At 61.0% G+C, this 16,338-nt stretch carries 14 protein-coding genes and 1 other RNA gene; all 15 read left to right on the plus strand.

What is annotated here, in order from left to right; genetic code table 11:
* Positions 1-27 precede the first annotated feature (27 nt).
* The 15 genes from rnpB to ftsA all read left to right on the plus strand — a co-directional run bounded on the left by rnpB (position 28) and on the right by ftsA (position 16,309).
* An RNA gene (gene rnpB / locus ACP7BN_RS20085) (RNase P RNA component class A) lies at positions 28-381 on the plus strand.
* 404 nt (positions 382-785) lie between these two features.
* Positions 786-1,241: a division/cell wall cluster transcriptional repressor MraZ gene (gene mraZ, locus ACP7BN_RS20090; RefSeq protein WP_426205771.1), complete on the plus strand. Its 456-nt coding sequence runs from the start codon at positions 786-788 to the stop codon at positions 1,239-1,241.
* Positions 1,238-2,185: a 16S rRNA (cytosine(1402)-N(4))-methyltransferase RsmH gene (rsmH, locus tag ACP7BN_RS20095; protein ID WP_426205772.1), complete on the plus strand. Its 948-nt coding sequence runs from the start codon at positions 1,238-1,240 to the stop codon at positions 2,183-2,185. Before mraZ ends, rsmH begins: the two co-directional genes overlap by 4 nt.
* Positions 2,182-2,475 (plus strand): cell division protein FtsL, encoded by a 294-nt coding sequence (gene ftsL / locus ACP7BN_RS20100; RefSeq protein WP_420650846.1) that lies wholly within the window; start codon positions 2,182-2,184, stop codon positions 2,473-2,475. The genes rsmH and ftsL overlap by 4 nt, the downstream gene beginning before the upstream one ends.
* Positions 2,475-4,214, plus strand: a complete 1,740-nt coding sequence (locus tag ACP7BN_RS20105; RefSeq protein ID WP_426205814.1) for a peptidoglycan D,D-transpeptidase FtsI family protein — start codon at positions 2,475-2,477, stop codon at positions 4,212-4,214. The genes ftsL and ACP7BN_RS20105 overlap by 1 nt, the downstream gene beginning before the upstream one ends.
* Positions 4,214-5,677: a UDP-N-acetylmuramoyl-L-alanyl-D-glutamate--2,6-diaminopimelate ligase gene (locus tag ACP7BN_RS20110; protein ID WP_426205773.1), complete on the plus strand. Its 1,464-nt coding sequence runs from the start codon at positions 4,214-4,216 to the stop codon at positions 5,675-5,677. Before ACP7BN_RS20105 ends, ACP7BN_RS20110 begins: the two co-directional genes overlap by 1 nt.
* Positions 5,670-7,037 carry a UDP-N-acetylmuramoyl-tripeptide--D-alanyl-D-alanine ligase gene (locus ACP7BN_RS20115; RefSeq protein WP_426205774.1) on the plus strand — a complete coding sequence of 456 codons (1,368 nt, stop codon included), beginning with the start codon at positions 5,670-5,672 and terminating at the stop codon, positions 7,035-7,037. Before ACP7BN_RS20110 ends, ACP7BN_RS20115 begins: the two co-directional genes overlap by 8 nt.
* Positions 7,037-8,119, plus strand: a complete 1,083-nt coding sequence (gene mraY, locus ACP7BN_RS20120; protein WP_420650849.1) for a phospho-N-acetylmuramoyl-pentapeptide-transferase — start codon at positions 7,037-7,039, stop codon at positions 8,117-8,119. The genes ACP7BN_RS20115 and mraY overlap by 1 nt, the downstream gene beginning before the upstream one ends.
* Positions 8,120-8,124: 5 nt before the next feature.
* Complete coding sequence (murD, locus tag ACP7BN_RS20125; RefSeq protein ID WP_426205775.1) at positions 8,125-9,471, plus strand: UDP-N-acetylmuramoyl-L-alanine--D-glutamate ligase; 1,347 nt, start codon at positions 8,125-8,127, stop codon at positions 9,469-9,471.
* Positions 9,468-10,685 carry a putative lipid II flippase FtsW gene (ftsW, locus tag ACP7BN_RS20130; protein ID WP_426205776.1) on the plus strand — a complete coding sequence of 406 codons (1,218 nt, stop codon included), beginning with the start codon at positions 9,468-9,470 and terminating at the stop codon, positions 10,683-10,685. Before murD ends, ftsW begins: the two co-directional genes overlap by 4 nt.
* Complete coding sequence (murG, locus tag ACP7BN_RS20135; protein WP_426205777.1) at positions 10,675-11,745, plus strand: undecaprenyldiphospho-muramoylpentapeptide beta-N-acetylglucosaminyltransferase; 1,071 nt, start codon at positions 10,675-10,677, stop codon at positions 11,743-11,745. Before ftsW ends, murG begins: the two co-directional genes overlap by 11 nt.
* Before the next feature lie 13 nt (positions 11,746-11,758).
* On the plus strand, positions 11,759-13,198 hold the full coding sequence (murC, locus tag ACP7BN_RS20140; protein ID WP_426205815.1) for a UDP-N-acetylmuramate--L-alanine ligase: 1,440 nt from the start codon (positions 11,759-11,761) through the stop codon (positions 13,196-13,198).
* The gene (locus ACP7BN_RS20145; protein WP_426205778.1) at positions 13,195-14,160 is read left to right on the plus strand and encodes a D-alanine--D-alanine ligase; all 966 of its coding nucleotides are present in this window, start codon (positions 13,195-13,197) and stop codon (positions 14,158-14,160) included. Before murC ends, ACP7BN_RS20145 begins: the two co-directional genes overlap by 4 nt.
* A gap of 4 nt (positions 14,161-14,164) precedes the next feature.
* Entirely contained in the window at positions 14,165-15,031 is an 867-nt protein-coding gene (locus ACP7BN_RS20150; RefSeq protein WP_420650855.1) for a cell division protein FtsQ/DivIB, read from the plus strand.
* Between the two features lie 15 nt (positions 15,032-15,046).
* Positions 15,047-16,309, plus strand: coding sequence for a cell division protein FtsA (gene ftsA / locus ACP7BN_RS20155; RefSeq protein WP_426205779.1), 1,263 nt, complete (start codon positions 15,047-15,049; stop codon positions 16,307-16,309).
* Positions 16,310-16,338: the final 29 nt, after the last annotated feature.

Consider the following 16,338-nt stretch of genomic DNA (forward strand, 5'->3'; position numbering starts at 1 on the left):
CCGCTCTGCCGTTAACCTTTGCGGCGGAGAGTCGATCGGACAGTCGCTGCCCTCTATGAAAATTAGGGGGGGGAGGAAAGTCCGGGCTCCATAGGGCGAAGTGCCAGGTAATGCCTGGGAGGCGTGAGCCTACGGAAAGTGCCACAGAAAATAACCGCCTAAGCGCTTCGGCGCCGGTAAGGGTGAAAAGGTGCGGTAAGAGCGCACCGCACGTCTGGCAACAGTTCGTGGCTAGGTAAACCCCACTTGGAGCAAGACCAAATAGGGTCCCAAGGCGTGGCCCGCGCTGGGACCGGGTAGGTTGCTAAAGATGTCCAGTGATGGCCATCGTAGACGAATGACTGTTCAAGACAGAACCCGGCTTACAGATCGACTCTCCACCTTTTTCTTTTCCCTGCTTGAAATTGAAGTGACAGGGCTGTTAATTATCAGCAGCCCTGCTCGGAAAGTTCGGCAGCGGCACCCCGCAGTAATAGCCATTTCCCACTGCGCTTCAATCAACAGCAGAAGCGCGTTTGTAATACCGAAAAAATCTTACTCTTAACAAATTACATTAACTTTCGAGCGCAGCCTTCCGTGCTGCATCAAGTTATTGCCCTCAAGTCGACGTCAGATTCCCGTTACACCTCCTTTTATGCTGCTAAATCTCCGTTCTGTAAGGGTTTTCCTTTAATGCGCGCCTTGACGGTGTGGTGGGCGCATTCCTATAGTGTGCGCAAGTGGCGGAAAGTGGCATGAAGTGGGTTTTTTGAGCTCAAAACGATAAAAATTGGAGAAACGCTGACGTGTTTCGCGGAGCTAACGCTATCAGTCTCGATGCAAAGGGCCGTCTCGCTATGCCGAGCCGGTACCGTGACGAGCTCGTTTCGCGTAGTTCCGGCCAGTTGATCGTGACCATTGATGCCGTTGATCCATGCCTGAGTGTCTACCCGCTCGATGAGTGGGAAATTATTGAAACCAAGCTGCGCGCGCTTCCTTCGCTTCGCGAAGAGAACCGTCGCCTGCAACGTTTGCTGATTGGTAATGCCGTCGACCTCGAACTCGATGGCAGTGGTCGTTTTCTGGTTCCGCCGCGTCTGCGCGAATACGCCAGGCTTGATAAGCGCGCGATGCTGGTGGGCCAACTGAACAAGTTCCAATTGTGGGACGAGGATGCCTGGAATGCGGTTTCTGCCGCTGACCTGGCTGCTATTCAACAACCGGGCGCCATGCCTGACGAACTGCGTGATTTGATCCTGTGACTATTGATAGCGGCTTTAACCACATCACCGTACTGCTTGACGAAGCCGTCGAGGCTCTCGTCGTACGTCCTGATGGATGCTATCTGGACGGTACGTTCGGGCGCGGCGGGCACAGTCGGTTGATCCTCAGCAAGCTCGGTCCTGACGGTCGGCTTCTTGGATTTGATAAAGATCCACAAGCGATTGCCACCGGGCAAACGCTAGCGGCCGAAGACGGCCGCTTTGTCGTTGTGCAGCGCAGCTTTGCCGAGCTCGGTTCGGAAGTCGCCGAGCGCGGTATGGACGGCAAGGTCAGCGGCATTCTGCTCGACCTCGGCGTGTCTTCGCCGCAGCTCGATGATGCCGAACGCGGCTTCAGTTTCCTCAACGACGGCCCGCTGGACATGCGCATGGACCCGTCGCGCGGCATCAGCGCGGCCGAGTTCGTCAACACCGCGCCGGCCGAAGAAATCGCTCGAGTGTTCAAGGAATACGGCGAAGAACGTTTCTCCGGTCGCATGGCGCGCGCCGTTGCCGAGCGCCGCGACATCAAGCCGTTCGAGCGCACCGCCGATCTGGCTGAAGTGCTGAAAGTCGCCAACCCGGCGTGGGAAAAGGGCAAGAACCCGGCCACCCGTGCATTCCAGGGGCTGCGCATTCACGTCAACAACGAATTGGGCGATCTGGAGGCCGGTCTCGAAGCCGCTCTGGAAGCGCTGGAAGTCGGCGGTCGTCTGGTCGTGATCAGCTTCCACTCGCTGGAAGACCGCATCGTCAAACTGTTCATGCGCAAACTGGTGAAAGGCGAAGCCGATAACCTGCCGCGCAACCTGCCGGTTCGCCACGTAGCGTTCGAACCGAAAATCAAAGTCCATGGCAAAGCGCAGACGGCCTCCGACGCCGAACTCAAAGCCAACCCACGTTCGCGTAGCGCCGTCATGCGCGTGGCGGAGAAGTTGCGGTGAGCAAGCTTTTCGCCAAGCCCCTGCCGGGCGGCAGCTTTTTCATGCTGCTGCTGTTTGTCGGCGTGCTCGTATCGGCCATCGCCGTGTCTTACAGCGCGCACTGGAACCGCCAGTTGCTGAACAATCTGTACAACGAACTCAGCGTGCGCGACAAGGCGCAGGCCGAGTGGGGCCGGCTGATTCTCGAGCAGAGCACCTGGACCGCCCACAGCCGGATCGAAGTGCTGGCCAGCGAACAGCTGAAAATGCACATCCCTGGCGCGGCTGACGTGAAGATGGTGGCGCCATGATGAAACTCGAAGGCGCGCTCTTTCCGTGGCGGTTCCGGTTGATGGTCGCGCTGCTCGGCGTGATGGTGGCTGCAATTTGCTGGCGCATCATCGACCTGCAAGTGGTCGACCGTGACTTCCTCAAAGGTCAGGGCGACGCGCGCAGTCTGCGGCACATTCCGATTCCGGCACACCGTGGCCTGATCACCGACCGTAATGGCGAGCCTTTGGCCGTCAGTACTCCGGTGACCACCCTGTGGGCCAACGCCAAGGAAATGCAGACCGCCAAGGAAAAGTGGCCAGCACTGGCTGCCGCCCTCGGTCAGGATCCGAAAGCCCTGACCGAACGCCTCGAAGCTCAGGCCAACAAAGAATTCATTTATCTGGTGCGCGGGCTGACCCCCGAGCAGGGCCAGTCGGTGCTCGATCTGAAAGTGCCGGGCGTGTACGGCATCGAAGAGTTCCGCCGCTTCTACCCGGCCGGTGAAGTCACCGCGCACATGGTCGGCTTTACCGACATTGATGATCACGGTCGCGAAGGGGTCGAACTGGCCTACGACGAATGGCTGGCCGGTGTTCCCGGCAAACGCCAAGTCATCAAGGATCGGCGCGGACGCCTGATCAAGGATGTCCAGGTCACCAAAAACGCCAAGGCCGGCAAGCCCTTGGCGTTGTCGATTGACCTGCGTCTGCAATATCTGGCCAACCGCGAGCTGCGTAACGCGATCATCGAGAACGGCGCCAAGGCTGGCAGCCTGGTGATCATGGACGTGAAGACCGGCGAGATTCTGGCCATGGTCAATCAGCCGACTTATAACCCGAACAACCGCCGCAACCTGCAGCCGGCGATGATGCGTAACCGCGCGATGATCGACGTGTTCGAGCCTGGCTCGACCATGAAAGCCATCTCGATGAGCGCCGCCATCGAAACCGGCCGCTGGAAACCGAGTGACACCGTCGAGGTGTATCCGGGGACTTTGCAGATCGGCAAATACACCATCAAAGACGTTTCCAAATCCGAAGGCCCGGTGCTTGATCTGACCGGCATCCTGATCAATTCCAGTAACGTCGGCATGAGCAAGGTCGCGTTCGATATCGGCGGCGAAACGATTTTCCGTCTCGCGCAGAAAGTCGGTCTTGGCCAGGACACCGGTCTCGGTTTCCCGGGCGAGCGTGTGGGCAACCTGCCGAACTACCGCGAGTGGCGTAAAGCTGAAACGGCGACGCTGTCTTACGGCTACGGTATTTCCGTGACCGCGATCCAGTTGGTGCATGCGTTCTCGGCGCTGGCCAACAACGGTCGCCTCGCGCCGCTGACCCTGATCAAAACCGACAAAATGCCGCAGACCACGCAAGTGCTCCCCGAAACCGTGGCGAAAACCATGCAAGGCATGCTGACCCAAGTGATCGAGGCGCCGCGCGGCGTGTTCCGTGCGCAGGTGCCGGCGTATCACGTGGCCGGCAAGTCCGGTACTGCACGTAAAACCTCGGTCGGCACCAAGGGTTACGCCGAAAACTCGTACCGTTCGCTGTTCGCCGGTTTCGGTCCGATGAGCGATCCGCGCTATGCAATCGTTGTAGTGATCGATGAACCGAGCAAGGCCGGTTACTTCGGTGGTCTGGTTTCCGCGCCGGTGTTCAGCCGTGTGATGTCCGGCACCCTGCGCCTGATGAACGTCACCCCGGACAACCTGCCGACCACACAACAGGCCAATGCCAACCCGGTCGTTCCGCTGAAAGCCAATGGAGGGCGCGGCTGATGTCTCTTAGTCTGAACAAGATTTTCCCCCACGCCGGCCACGATCTGTTGATCCGTGAACTGGCGCTGGACAGCCGTAACGTACGCGCGGGTGATTTGTTCCTCGCGGTGCCCGGCGGCAAATTTGATGGCCGTGCGCACATCGCCGATGCCTTGCAACGCGGCGCCGCAGCCGTGGCTTATGAAGTCGAAGGCGCCACCGTACTGCCAATCACCGACGTGCCTCTGATTCCGGTCAAAGGTCTGGCGGCGCAGCTGTCGGACATCGCCGGACGCTTCTACGGTGAGCCAAGCCATCATCTGAATCTGGTCGGCGTGACCGGCACCAACGGCAAGACCAGCGTCACCCAACTCGTCGCGCAGGCGCTGGATCTGCTCGGTCAGCATTGCGGGATTGTCGGCACCCTCGGCACCGGTTTCTACGGCGCGCTGCAAAGCGGCCTGCATACCACACCGAATCCGATTGCCGTGCAAGCGACGCTCGGCGACCTGAAAAAGGCCGGCGCCAAAGCCGTGGCCATGGAAGTTTCCTCCCACGGTCTGGATCAGGGGCGTGTTACTGCGCTGGCATTCGACGTGGCGGTGATGACCAACCTGTCGCGTGATCATCTGGATTACCACGGCAGCATGCAGGTTTACGGCGAGGCCAAGGCCAAGCTGTTCGCCTGGAATGACCTGAAGTGCCGCGTGGTCAACCTCGACGACGACTTCGGCCAGCAACTGGCTGCCGAAAAACGCGAGTCGCGCCTGATTACTTACAGCCTGCTCGACAAGAGCGCTTACCTGTATTGCCGCGAAGCGCAGTTCGATGACCACGGCGTGCGCGCCACGCTGGTCACGCCGCAGGGCGAACATCACCTGCGCAGCACGCTGCTTGGCCGTTTCAACCTGAGCAACGTACTGGCTGCGGTCGGCGCTTTGCTCGGTCTGGATTACGCGCTGGACGAAATTCTCAAAGTGCTGCCCAAGCTCGAAGGCCCGGCCGGACGCATGCAGCGTCTCGGCGGTGGTACTCAGCCGCTGGTGGTGGTCGATTACGCGCATACCCCGGATGCGCTGGAAAAAGTGCTGACCGCGCTGCGCCCGCACGTCAAAGGCCAGTTGCTGTGCCTGTTCGGCTGCGGCGGCGACCGTGATCGCGGCAAGCGTCCGCTGATGGCCGAAGTGGTCGAGCGTCTGGCTGACCGTGTGCTGGTCACCGATGACAACCCGCGCACTGAAGATCCGGCAGTGATTTTCGATGACATCCGCGCCGGTTTCACCGCTGTGGATAAAGTCACCTTCGTCGCCGGCCGTGGCCAGGCGATTGCACAACTGATTGCTGGCGCAACCGCCGATGACGTGATTGTTCTGGCCGGTAAAGGTCACGAGGACTATCAGGAAATCAACGGCGAGCGTCATGCCTTCTCTGATCTGGTCGAGGCGGATCACGCCCTGACCGCGTGGGAGGTGAGCCATGCTTAAAGCACTCAAGCTCAGCGAGCTGACCAACGCCCTCGACGCACGCCTGATCGCTGGCGACGCAAGTTTCGACGGCGTGAGCATCGACAGCCGGGCGATCAAGCCTGGCCAACTGTTTATCGCCCTGACCGGCCCGCGCTTCGACGGTCACGACTATTTGAATGACGTCGCCGCTAAAGGCGCGGTTGCAGCACTGGTCGAGCGTGAAGTCGCCGACAGCACTTTGCCGCAATTGTTGGTCAAGGATACCCGTCAGGCCCTCGGCCAGTTGGGTGCCCTGAACCGCTCGGCATTTGCTCAGCCAGTGGCGGCAGTTACCGGTTCCAGCGGCAAAACCACGGTCAAGGAAATGCTCGCGAGCATTCTGCGCACCCGTGGCTCGGTGCATGCGACCCGCGGCAATCTGAATAACGACCTCGGCGTACCGCTGACCTTGCTCGAACTTGCCGCTGAACACAGCGCGGCAGTCATCGAACTGGGCGCTTCGCGCTTGGGCGAAATTGCTTACACCGTAGGGCTGACCCAGCCGCACGTGGCGATCCTCAACAACGCAGGGACCGCCCATGTCGGCGAGTTCGGCGGGCCGGAGAAAATCGTCGAAGCCAAAGGCGAAATCATCGAAGGCCTGGCCGCTGATGGCGTCGCCGTGCTCAATCTTGATGACAAGGCGTTCGGCATCTGGAAGACCCGCGCCGCGGGTCGCAAAGTGCTGACCTTCGCCTTGAGCAACACTCAAGCAGACTTCTACGCCAGCGATCTGGCCACCGATGCACGCGGTTGCCCGGCGTTCAATCTGCACAGTCCTGAAGGTGTGGAACGGGTGCAACTGAACCTGCTCGGCACGCATAACGTTGCCAATGCCTTGGCTGCCGCTGCTGCGGCCCACGCTTTGGGCGTGTCACTGTTCGGCATTGCCACCGGGCTTGGCGCGGTACAACCGGTCAAGGGTCGCACCGTCGCGCAACTGGCCAAAAACGGCATGCGCGTAATTGATGACACTTACAACGCAAACCCCACCTCCATGTGCGCGGCCGTTGATATACTCGCCGGCTTTTCCGGCCGCACCGTCCTGGTGCTCGGAGATATCGGCGAGTTGGGCGACTGGGCGGAGCAGGGGCACCGCGACGTGGGCGAATACGCCCGGGGCAAGGTATCCGCGCTGTACGCGGTCGGGCCAAACATGCTTCACGCCGTCAACGCGTTCGGTGAGCAGGCGCAGCATTTCGGCACACAAGCCGAACTGATTCAGGCCCTCGCCGTCGAGCAGGACACAAACACCACCATTTTGATCAAGGGTTCGCGCAGTGCAGCGATGGAAAACATCGTTGCGGCTCTGTGCGGGTCAAGTCTGGAGAAACATTAATGCTGCTGCTGCTAGCGGAGTATCTGCAACAGTTCTACAAAGGCTTCGCGGTCTTTCAGTACCTGACCCTGCGCGGGATTCTCGGTGTGCTGACCGCGCTGGTTTTGTCGCTGTGCTACGGCCCGTGGATGATCCGCACCCTGCAGAACCGTCAGATCGGTCAATCGGTGCGTAACGACGGTCCGCAATCGCACCTGTCCAAGTCGGGCACCCCGACCATGGGCGGCGCGCTGATTCTGTCTTCGATCGGCGTCAGCACGCTGCTGTGGGCTGACCTGAGCAACCGCTATGTGTGGACCGTGCTGCTGGTGACCTTGCTGTTCGGCGCCATCGGTTGGGTCGACGATTACCGCAAAGTCATCGAGAAGAACTCGCGTGGCCTGCCGAGCCGCTGGAAGTATTTCTGGCAATCGGTGTTCGGCCTCGGCGCAGCGATCTTCCTGTATATGACCGCTTCCACGCCGGTGGAGACCACCCTGATTCTGCCGATGCTCAAGGACTACAGCATTCCGCTGGGCTTCGGCTTCATCGTGCTGACCTACTTTGTGATTGTTGGCTCGAGCAACGCAGTCAACCTGACTGACGGCCTCGACGGCCTGGCGATCATGCCAACCGTGATGGTCGGCGGTGGTCTGGGCATTTTCTGCTACCTGTCGGGTAACGTGAAATTCGCTGAATACCTGTTGATCCCGTACGTACCGGGCGCGGGCGAGCTGATCGTGTTCTGCGGTGCGCTGATCGGTGCCGGGCTCGGCTTCCTGTGGTTCAACACCTATCCGGCACAAGTATTCATGGGTGACGTCGGCGCGCTGGCACTCGGCGCAGCGCTGGGCACCATCGCCGTGATCGTGCGGCAGGAAATCGTCCTGTTCATCATGGGCGGCGTGTTCGTGATGGAAACCCTTTCGGTGGTCATCCAGGTTGCATCCTTCAAGCTGACCGGTCGCCGCGTATTCCGCATGGCGCCGATTCACCACCACTTTGAACTCAAGGGCTGGCCCGAGCCGCGCGTGATTGTCCGTTTCTGGATCATCACCGTGATTCTCGTGCTGGTTGGCCTTGCCACCCTGAAGCTGAGGTAGAACGAGTGTCTCTGATCGCTTCTGACCACTTCCGCATCGTTGTCGGCCTCGGCAAGAGCGGCATGTCCCTGGTTCGCTTCCTGGCGAACCGGGGCACGTCGTTTGCCGTGGCAGACACGCGGGACAATCCACCGGAACTGGCCACGCTCAAGCGTGACTATCCGCACGTGGAAGTGCGTTGTGGCGAGCTGGACGTTGAGTTTCTGTGCCGGGCCGACGAGCTCTACGTGAGCCCCGGACTGGCGCTGGCGACCCCGGCCCTGCAAGCCGCTGCGGCGCGTGGCGTGAAAATGTCCGGCGACATCGAGTTGTTCGCGCGTAACGCGAAAGCGCCGATTATCGCGATCACCGGTTCCAATGCGAAAAGCACCGTCACCACACTGGTCGGCGAGATGGCGGCTGCGGCCGGCAAGCGCGTGGCGGTCGGTGGCAATCTCGGGACGCCGGCGCTGGATCTGCTCAGCGACGACGTTGAGTTGTATGTGATGGAACTGTCGAGTTTCCAACTGGAAACCACCGATCAGCTCAACGCCGAAGTGGCGACCGTGCTGAACATCAGTGAAGACCATATGGATCGCTACAGCGGTCTGCCGGCTTATCACCTGGCCAAGCACCGGATCTTCCGTGGGGCGAAGCAGTTTGTGGTCAACCGTCAGGACGCACTCAGCCGTCCACTGATTGGCGAGGGCCAGCCATGCTGGACCTTCGGCCTGAGCAAACCTGATTTCAAGGCATTTGGTATTCGTGAAGAAGACGGCGAGAAATATCTGGCCTTCGAATTCCAGAACCTGATGCCGGTGCGTGAACTGAAAGTGCGCGGCGCGCACAACCAGTCCAACGCCCTCGCGGCGCTGGCGCTTGGTCATGCGGTCGGTCTGCCGTTCGATGCGATGCTCAGCGCGCTGCGCAGTTTTGCCGGACTCGAACACCGTTGCCAGTGGGTGCGTGATCTGGACGGCGTTGGCTACTACAACGACTCCAAAGCCACCAACGTTGGCGCCGCACTGGCGGCCATCGAAGGCCTCGGCGCGGACATCGACGGCAAAGTCGTGCTGATCGCCGGTGGCGACGGCAAGGGTGCCGAATTCAACGATCTGCGCGATCCGGTGACGGCCAACTGCCGCGCCGTGATCCTGATGGGCCGCGACTCCGACAAGATCGGCGCAGCCATCGGTGATGACGTGCAACTGATTCGTGTCGGCTCGCTGGTCGAAGCTGTCGAGCAATGCCGCGCTGCTGCCCAACCGGGTGATGTAGTGCTGCTGTCGCCGGCCTGCGCCAGTTTCGACATGTTCAAGAATTATGAAGACCGTGGTCACCAGTTCGTCCGCGCCGTGGAGGAATTGGCATGAACCTGAGAAACATCATCAAGCCGTACCCGTCGCCGCTGATTACCGGACGCGGCATCGACCTCGATTTTCCGATGCTTGCCGGTTGCCTGGCACTGCTCGGCCTCGGCTTGATCATGATCGCCTCGGCATCCACTGAAGTGGCCGCCGCGCAGTCGGGCAGTCCGCTGTATTACATGATTCGCCACCTTATTTATGTGGTGCTGGGCCTGGGCGCGTGCATCGTCACCATGATGATTCCGATCGCGACCTGGCAGCGCCTCGGCTGGTTGATGCTGCTCGGCGCGTTCGGTCTGCTGATCATGGTGATCATCCCGGGGATCGGCCGTGAGGTTAACGGCTCGATGCGCTGGATCGGTTTCAGCTTCTTCAACGTGCAGCCGTCGGAGATCGCGAAAGTATTCGTGGTGATCTACCTCGCCGGTTATCTGGTACGCCGTCAGAAAGAAGTGCGCGAGAGTTGGATGGGCTTCTTCAAGCCATTCATCGTGCTGCTGCCGATGGCCGGCCTGTTGCTGATGGAGCCGGACTTCGGTGCCACCGTTGTAATGATGGGTGCTGCGGCGGCGATGCTGTTTCTTGGCGGGGTCGGACTGTTCCGCTTCTCGCTGATGGTGGTGCTGGCCGTCGGTGCTGTGGTGTTGCTGATTCAGATGCAGCCCTATCGAATGGCGCGTCTGACCAACTTCGCCGACCCGTGGGCTGACCAGTTCGGCGCCGGCTATCAGTTGTCGCAAGCCCTGATCGCATTCGGTCGCGGCGAATGGCTCGGCGTAGGTCTGGGCAACAGCGTGCAAAAACAGTTTTATCTGCCGGAAGCGCACACTGACTTCGTGTTCTCGGTACTTGCCGAAGAACTCGGCGCCGTTGGTTCGCTGTGCACCGTCGCGCTGTTCGTGTTCGTGTGTATTCGCGGCATGTACATCGGCTTGTGGGCCGAGAAGGCCAAGCAATTCTTCGCCGCTTATGTTGCCTACGGCCTGTCGTTCCTGTGGATCGGCCAGTTCCTGATCAATATCGGTGTGAACGTCGGCCTGCTGCCGACCAAGGGCCTGACCCTGCCGTTCCTCAGTTACGGCGGCAGCTCGTTGGTGATTTGCTGTGCCTGCCTCGGCTTGTTGCTGCGCATCGAGTGGGAGAGTCGAACCCACCTGGGCAGTGAAGAAATGGAATTCCATGAGAGCGACTTCGCAGAGGAGCCGAATCATGGGCGCTAACGTATTGATCATGGCCGGCGGAACCGGCGGCCACGTGTTCCCGGCGCTGGCCTGTGCCCGCGAGTTTCAGGCGCGCGGTTACACCGTGCACTGGCTCGGCACGCCGCGCGGCATCGAAAACGATCTGGTGCCGGCCGCAGGGCTTGAGTTGCACCGGATCAACGCCAGCGGTCTGCGCGGCAAGGGCAAGCTGTCGCTGCTCAAGGCGCCGTTGATGCTTCTGAAATCAGTGTGGCAGGCGCGGGCGATCATTCGCCGTCTGCGTCCGGTGTGTGTGGTCGGCTTCGGCGGTTATGTGACCGGCCCCGGTGGCCTCGCCGCGAAACTGGCCGGCGTGCCGGTGATCGTGCACGAGCAGAACGCTGTGGCCGGCACCGCCAATCGGTTGCTGGTGCCGTTCGCCGCCCGAGTGTGTGAAGCGTTCCCCGACACCTTTACCCTGTCGGACAGCCGCCGTACCACCGGGAATCCGGTGCGCAGCGAGCTGTTCCTCGACACACCGCGTCCGGCCCTCGCCGGGCGCAAAGCGCGTTTGCTGATCCTCGGCGGAAGCCTGGGCGCAGAGCCGTTGAACAAATTGCTGCCTGAAGCGCTGGCGCAAGTCGCTGCCGATTTGCGTCCGGAAGTTTTCCATCAGGCTGGCAGAAACCACGATGAAGTGACTGCAGAGCGCTACCGCGCCGCCGGCGTTGAAGCGCAGGTGCAGCCGTTCATCAAAGACATGGCCCAGGCGTATGGCTGGGCTGACCTGGTGGTGTGCCGTGCAGGCGCATTGACCATCAGTGAACTGGCCGCCGCCGGTCTGCCCTCGATGCTGGTGCCTTTGCCCCACGCGATCGACGATCACCAGACCCGCAACGCCGATTATTTGGCCCGTGAAGGCGCAGCCTTCCTGATGCCGCAAAGAACGACTGGTGCAGCGGATCTTGCCGCGCGCCTGACAGAGGTCTTGATGCAACCGCAACGACTTGAAGAAATGGCCCAAGCGGCCCGCCGTCTGGCGAAACCCGAAGCCACCCGCAGTGTGGTCGATACCTGTCTGGAGGTGGCCCGTGGTTGAGAATCAGAAAGCCATGCCGCAACCGGAAATGCGCCGCATCCGTCGCATCCACTTCGTCGGCATCGGCGGCGTGGGCATGTGCGGCATCGCCGAAGTGCTGTTGAACCTGGGCTACCAGGTCTCTGGTTCGGACCTGAAGGCGTCGCCAGTCACCGAGCGTCTGGAATCTTTCGGCGCACAGATCTTCATCGGCCACCGCGCCGAGAACGCTGCGACCGCTGACGTGCTGGTGGTGTCGAGCGCCGTCAACACGTCCAACCCGGAAGTGGCGAACGCGCTGGAACGCCGTATCCCGGTGGTGCCGCGTGCCGAAATGCTGGCTGAACTGATGCGCTACCGCCACGGCATCGCCGTCGCCGGTACGCATGGCAAAACCACCACCACCAGCCTGATCGCTTCGGTGTTCGCTGCCGGTGGTCTGGATCCGACGTTCGTGATCGGTGGTCGCCTGAATGCAGCGGGCACCAATGCCCAGCTCGGCACCAGCCGTTACCTGATCGCCGAAGCCGACGAAAGCGATGCGAGTTTCCTGCATCTGCAACCGCTGGTGGCCGTGGTCACCAACATCGACGCCGACCACATGGCGACCTACGACGGCGACTTCAACAAACTGAAGAAAACCTTCGTCGAGTTCCTGCACAACCTGCCGTTCTACGGTCTGGCGGTGGTGTGCCTGGACGATCCTGTGGTGCGGGAAATCCTGCCGTTGGTCAAACGTCCGACCGTGACTTACGGTTTCAGCGAAGACGCCGACGTGCGCGCAATCAATGTGCGCCAGCAGGGCATGCAGACTTTTTTCACCGTGCTGCGTCCTGACCGCGAGCCGCTGGATGTTTCGGTGAACATGCCGGGCAACCACAACGTACTCAACTCGCTGGCGACCATCTGCATCGCCACCGATGAGGGCGTCAGCGACGAAGCCATCGTGCAAGGCCTGTCCGGTTTCCAGGGTGTTGGCCGACGCTTCCAGGTCTACGGCGAACTGCCGGTGGACGGCGGCAGCGTGATGCTGGTCGACGACTACGGTCACCACCCGACCGAAGTCGCCGCCGTGATCAAAGCCGTGCGCGGTGGCTGGCCGGAGCGCCGTCTGGTGATGGTTTACCAGCCGCACCGTTACAGCCGCACCCGTGACCTGTACGACGATTTCGTCAATGTACTGGCCGACGCCAACGTGCTGCTGCTGATGGAAGTCTATCCGGCCGGTGAAGAGCCGATACCCGGTGCCGACAGCCGCAAGCTGTGCAACAGCATCCGTCAACGCGGTGCGCTCGACCCGATCTACATCGAGCGTGGCGTCGATCTGGCGCCGCTGGTCAAGCCGCTGCTGCGTGCCGGCGACATTCTGTTGTGCCAGGGCGCCGGGGATATCGGCGGTCTCGCACCGAAACTGTTGAAAAGTGAGTTGTTCGCCGGTGCCGTGGTTGCATCGGTCGAGGGGAAGTTGAAATGACTGCTGCCTACGCCAATCTGGTTTCCACCATCGCGCCGAAAGACTTCGGTCGTGTTGCCGTGCTGTTCGGTGGCAAGAGTGCCGAGCGCGAAGTTTCGCTGAAGTCTGGCAATGCCGTGCTCAGCGCATTGCAAAGCGCTGGCGTGAACGCATTCGGCATCGACGTCGGTGATGACTTGCTACAGCGTTTGCTGGCCGAAAAGATCGACCGTGCGTTCATCATTCTCCACGGTCGTGGCGGTGAAGACGGCAGCATCCAGGGCCTGCTCGAATGCGCCGGCATTCCTTACACCGGCAGCGGCATTCTGGCTTCCGCACTGGCCATGGACAAACTGCGCACCAAGCAGGTCTGGCACAGCCTCGGGATTCCGACGCCGCGTCACGCCGTGCTGTGCAGCGAAGCCGATTGTATTTCGGCAGCGACGGAACTGGGCTTCCCTTTGATCGTCAAACCGGCGCATGAAGGTTCAAGTATCGGTATGGCCAAAGTGAATTCTGCGTCCGAGTTGATCGACGCATGGAAAGCGGCCAGTACCTACGATTCGCAAGTGTTGGTCGAGCAATGGATTCAAGGTCCGGAGTTCACCATCGCCACCCTGCGTGACCAGGTGTTGCCTCCAATCGCCCTGGGTACGCCCCACACGTTTTACGACTACGACGCCAAGTACGTGGCCAACGATACCCAGTATCGGATCCCGTGCGGGCTCGATGCAGCCAAGGAACAAGAACTCATGGACCTCACGGCGAAAGCCTGTGATGCGCTGGGTATCGCCGGTTGGGGCCGCGCCGACGTGATGCAGGACGCCGACGGGCAGTTCTGGTTCCTCGAAGTGAATACCGCACCGGGCATGACCGATCACAGCCTGGTGCCGATGGCGGCGCGAGCTGCCGGTCTGGATTTCCAGCAACTGGTTGTAGCGATTCTGGCCGCCAGTGTTGGCCAGCAAGAGGCGCGAGGTTAAGACCATGCAAGGCGCACAGCTCAGACATCAGCCACCCGCTCCCGGCCGCAAGCCGGTGCCGCGGGGTGCCAGCCGAATGGTGGCCAAAGAGCCGATGTCCGCGCGCCTGCCGAAAACCAATTTCAGCTTTCTGAAAGGGCTGTTCTGGCCGGTGCTGCTGGTGGCTTTGGGCTTCGGCACCTACGAAGGCGCACAGCGGCTGTTGCCATACGCCGACCGGCCGATCACCAAGATCGCGGTGCAGGGCGACCTGAGCTACATCAGCCAGCAAGCGGTGCAGCAGCGAATCGCCCCGTTCGTGACGTCGAGCTTCTTCACCATCGACCTGGCGAGCATGCGCGCCGAGCTTGAGCAGATGCCATGGATTGCCCACGCCGAAGTCCGTCGCGTGTGGCCGGATCAAGTGGTGATCCGCCTCGAAGAGCAACTGCCGGTGGCCCGTTGGGGCGACGAGTCTTTGCTGAACAACCAGGGCCAGGCGTTTACGCCCAAGGAACTGGCGAACTACGAACACCTGCCACAACTGTTCGGCCCGCAGCGTGCCCAGCAGCAAGTGATGCAGCAATACCAGGTGCTGAGCCAGATGCTCCGGCCATTGGGCTTCTCGATTGCGCGCCTCGAGCTGCGTGAACGTGGCAGCTGGTTCCTGACCACCGGAGCCGGCAGTGCCGGTCCGGGCATCGAGCTGCTGCTGGGACGCGGCGCTTTGGTAGAAAAGATGCGCCGCTTCATTGCCATCTATGACAAGACGCTCAAAGAACAGATTACGAACATTGCGCGCATCGATCTGCGCTACGCCAACGGCCTCGCCGTTGGCTGGCGGGAACCAGTAGCGCCGACGACAGCCCAACCCGCTGTCGCAAAGAATTAAGAAGAGGCAGGACCCATGGCAAACGTGCAAAGCGGCAAAATGATCGTCGGTCTCGATATCGGCACCTCCAAAGTGGTGGCGCTGGTCGGCGAGGTCGCGGACGACGGCACGCTGGAAATCGTCGGGATCGGCACGCATCCGTCCCGCGGCCTGAAGAAAGGCGTGGTGGTGAACATCGAGTCCACCGTGCAATCGATTCAGCGCGCTATCGAAGAAGCGCAGCTGATGGCCGGTTGCCGGATTCACTCGGCGTTCGTCGGCGTGGCCGGCAATCACATCCGCAGCCTGAACTCCCACGGCATCGTGGCGATTCGTGATCGTGAAGTCAGCTCGGCCGACCTTGAGCGCGTACTCGACGCCGCTCAAGCCGTGGCGATTCCGGCTGACCAGCGTGTCTTGCACACCCTGCCGCAGGATTACGTGATCGATAACCAGGAAGGCGTTCGCGAGCCACTGGGCATGTCCGGCGTACGCCTGGAAGCCAAGGTTCACGTGGTCACCTGCGCCGTCAACGCCGCACAGAACATTGAAAAATGCGTGCGTCGCTGCGGTCTGGAAATCGACGACATCATTCTTGAGCAGCTTGCTTCCGCGTATTCGGTACTGACCGACGACGAGAAAGAACTGGGCGTGTGCCTGGTCGACATCGGCGGCGGCACCACCGACATCGCGATCTTCACCGAAGGCGCGATCCGCCACACGGCGGTGATCCCGATTGCCGGTGATCAGGTGACCAACGACATCGCCATGGCGTTGCGCACCCCGACCCAGTACGCCGAAGAAATCAAGATTCGCTACGCCTGCGCCCTGGCCAAACTGGCCGGTGCCGGCGAAACCATCAAGGTGCCAAGCGTTGGCGACCGTCCACCGCGCGAACTGTCGCGTCAGGCCTTGGCCGAAGTGGTCGAGCCGCGCTACGACGAACTGTTCACCCTGATTCAGGCTGAACTGCGTCGCAGCGGCTACGAAGACCTGATCCCGGCCGGCATCGTCCTGACCGGTGGTACGTCGAAGATGGAAGGCGCGGTTGAACTGGCTGAAGAAATCTTCCACATGCCGGTACGCCTCGGTGTGCCGCACGGCGTCAAAGGTCTGGATGACGTAGTGCGTAACCCGATCTATTCGACCGGCGTTGGCCTGTTGATGTACGGCCTGCAAAAGCAGTCCGACGGGATTTCGTTCTCGGGCATCGGCAGCCGCGACTACGGCAACAGCAGTGAAGAACCGAAAGCCGCTCTGCTCGATCGCATCAAGAGCTGGGTACAAGGCAATTTCTAAAGATTTACCGCGACACCGCTACACCGCAA

The sequence above is a fragment of the Pseudomonas sp. TWP3-1 genome, from assembly GCF_049896625.1.
Taxonomy (GTDB): Bacteria; Pseudomonadota; Gammaproteobacteria; order Pseudomonadales; family Pseudomonadaceae; genus Aquipseudomonas.

Coding starts and splice junctions, on each gene's coding strand:
- ACP7BN_RS20105 (WP_426205814.1), top strand. CDS start 2,475: ATGAAACTCGAAGGCGCGCTCTTTCCGTGGCGGTTCCGGTTGATGGTC.
- ACP7BN_RS20110 (WP_426205773.1), top strand. CDS start 4,214: ATGTCTCTTAGTCTGAACAAGATTTTCCCCCACGCCGGCCACGATCTG.
- ACP7BN_RS20115 (WP_426205774.1), top strand. CDS start 5,670: ATGCTTAAAGCACTCAAGCTCAGCGAGCTGACCAACGCCCTCGACGCA.
- mraY (WP_420650849.1), top strand. CDS start 7,037: ATGCTGCTGCTGCTAGCGGAGTATCTGCAACAGTTCTACAAAGGCTTC.
- ftsW (WP_426205776.1), top strand. CDS start 9,468: ATGAACCTGAGAAACATCATCAAGCCGTACCCGTCGCCGCTGATTACC.
- murG (WP_426205777.1), top strand. CDS start 10,675: ATGGGCGCTAACGTATTGATCATGGCCGGCGGAACCGGCGGCCACGTG.
- murC (WP_426205815.1), top strand. CDS start 11,759: ATGCCGCAACCGGAAATGCGCCGCATCCGTCGCATCCACTTCGTCGGC.
- ACP7BN_RS20145 (WP_426205778.1), top strand. CDS start 13,195: ATGACTGCTGCCTACGCCAATCTGGTTTCCACCATCGCGCCGAAAGAC.
- ACP7BN_RS20150 (WP_420650855.1), top strand. CDS start 14,165: ATGCAAGGCGCACAGCTCAGACATCAGCCACCCGCTCCCGGCCGCAAG.
- ftsA (WP_426205779.1), top strand. CDS start 15,047: ATGGCAAACGTGCAAAGCGGCAAAATGATCGTCGGTCTCGATATCGGC.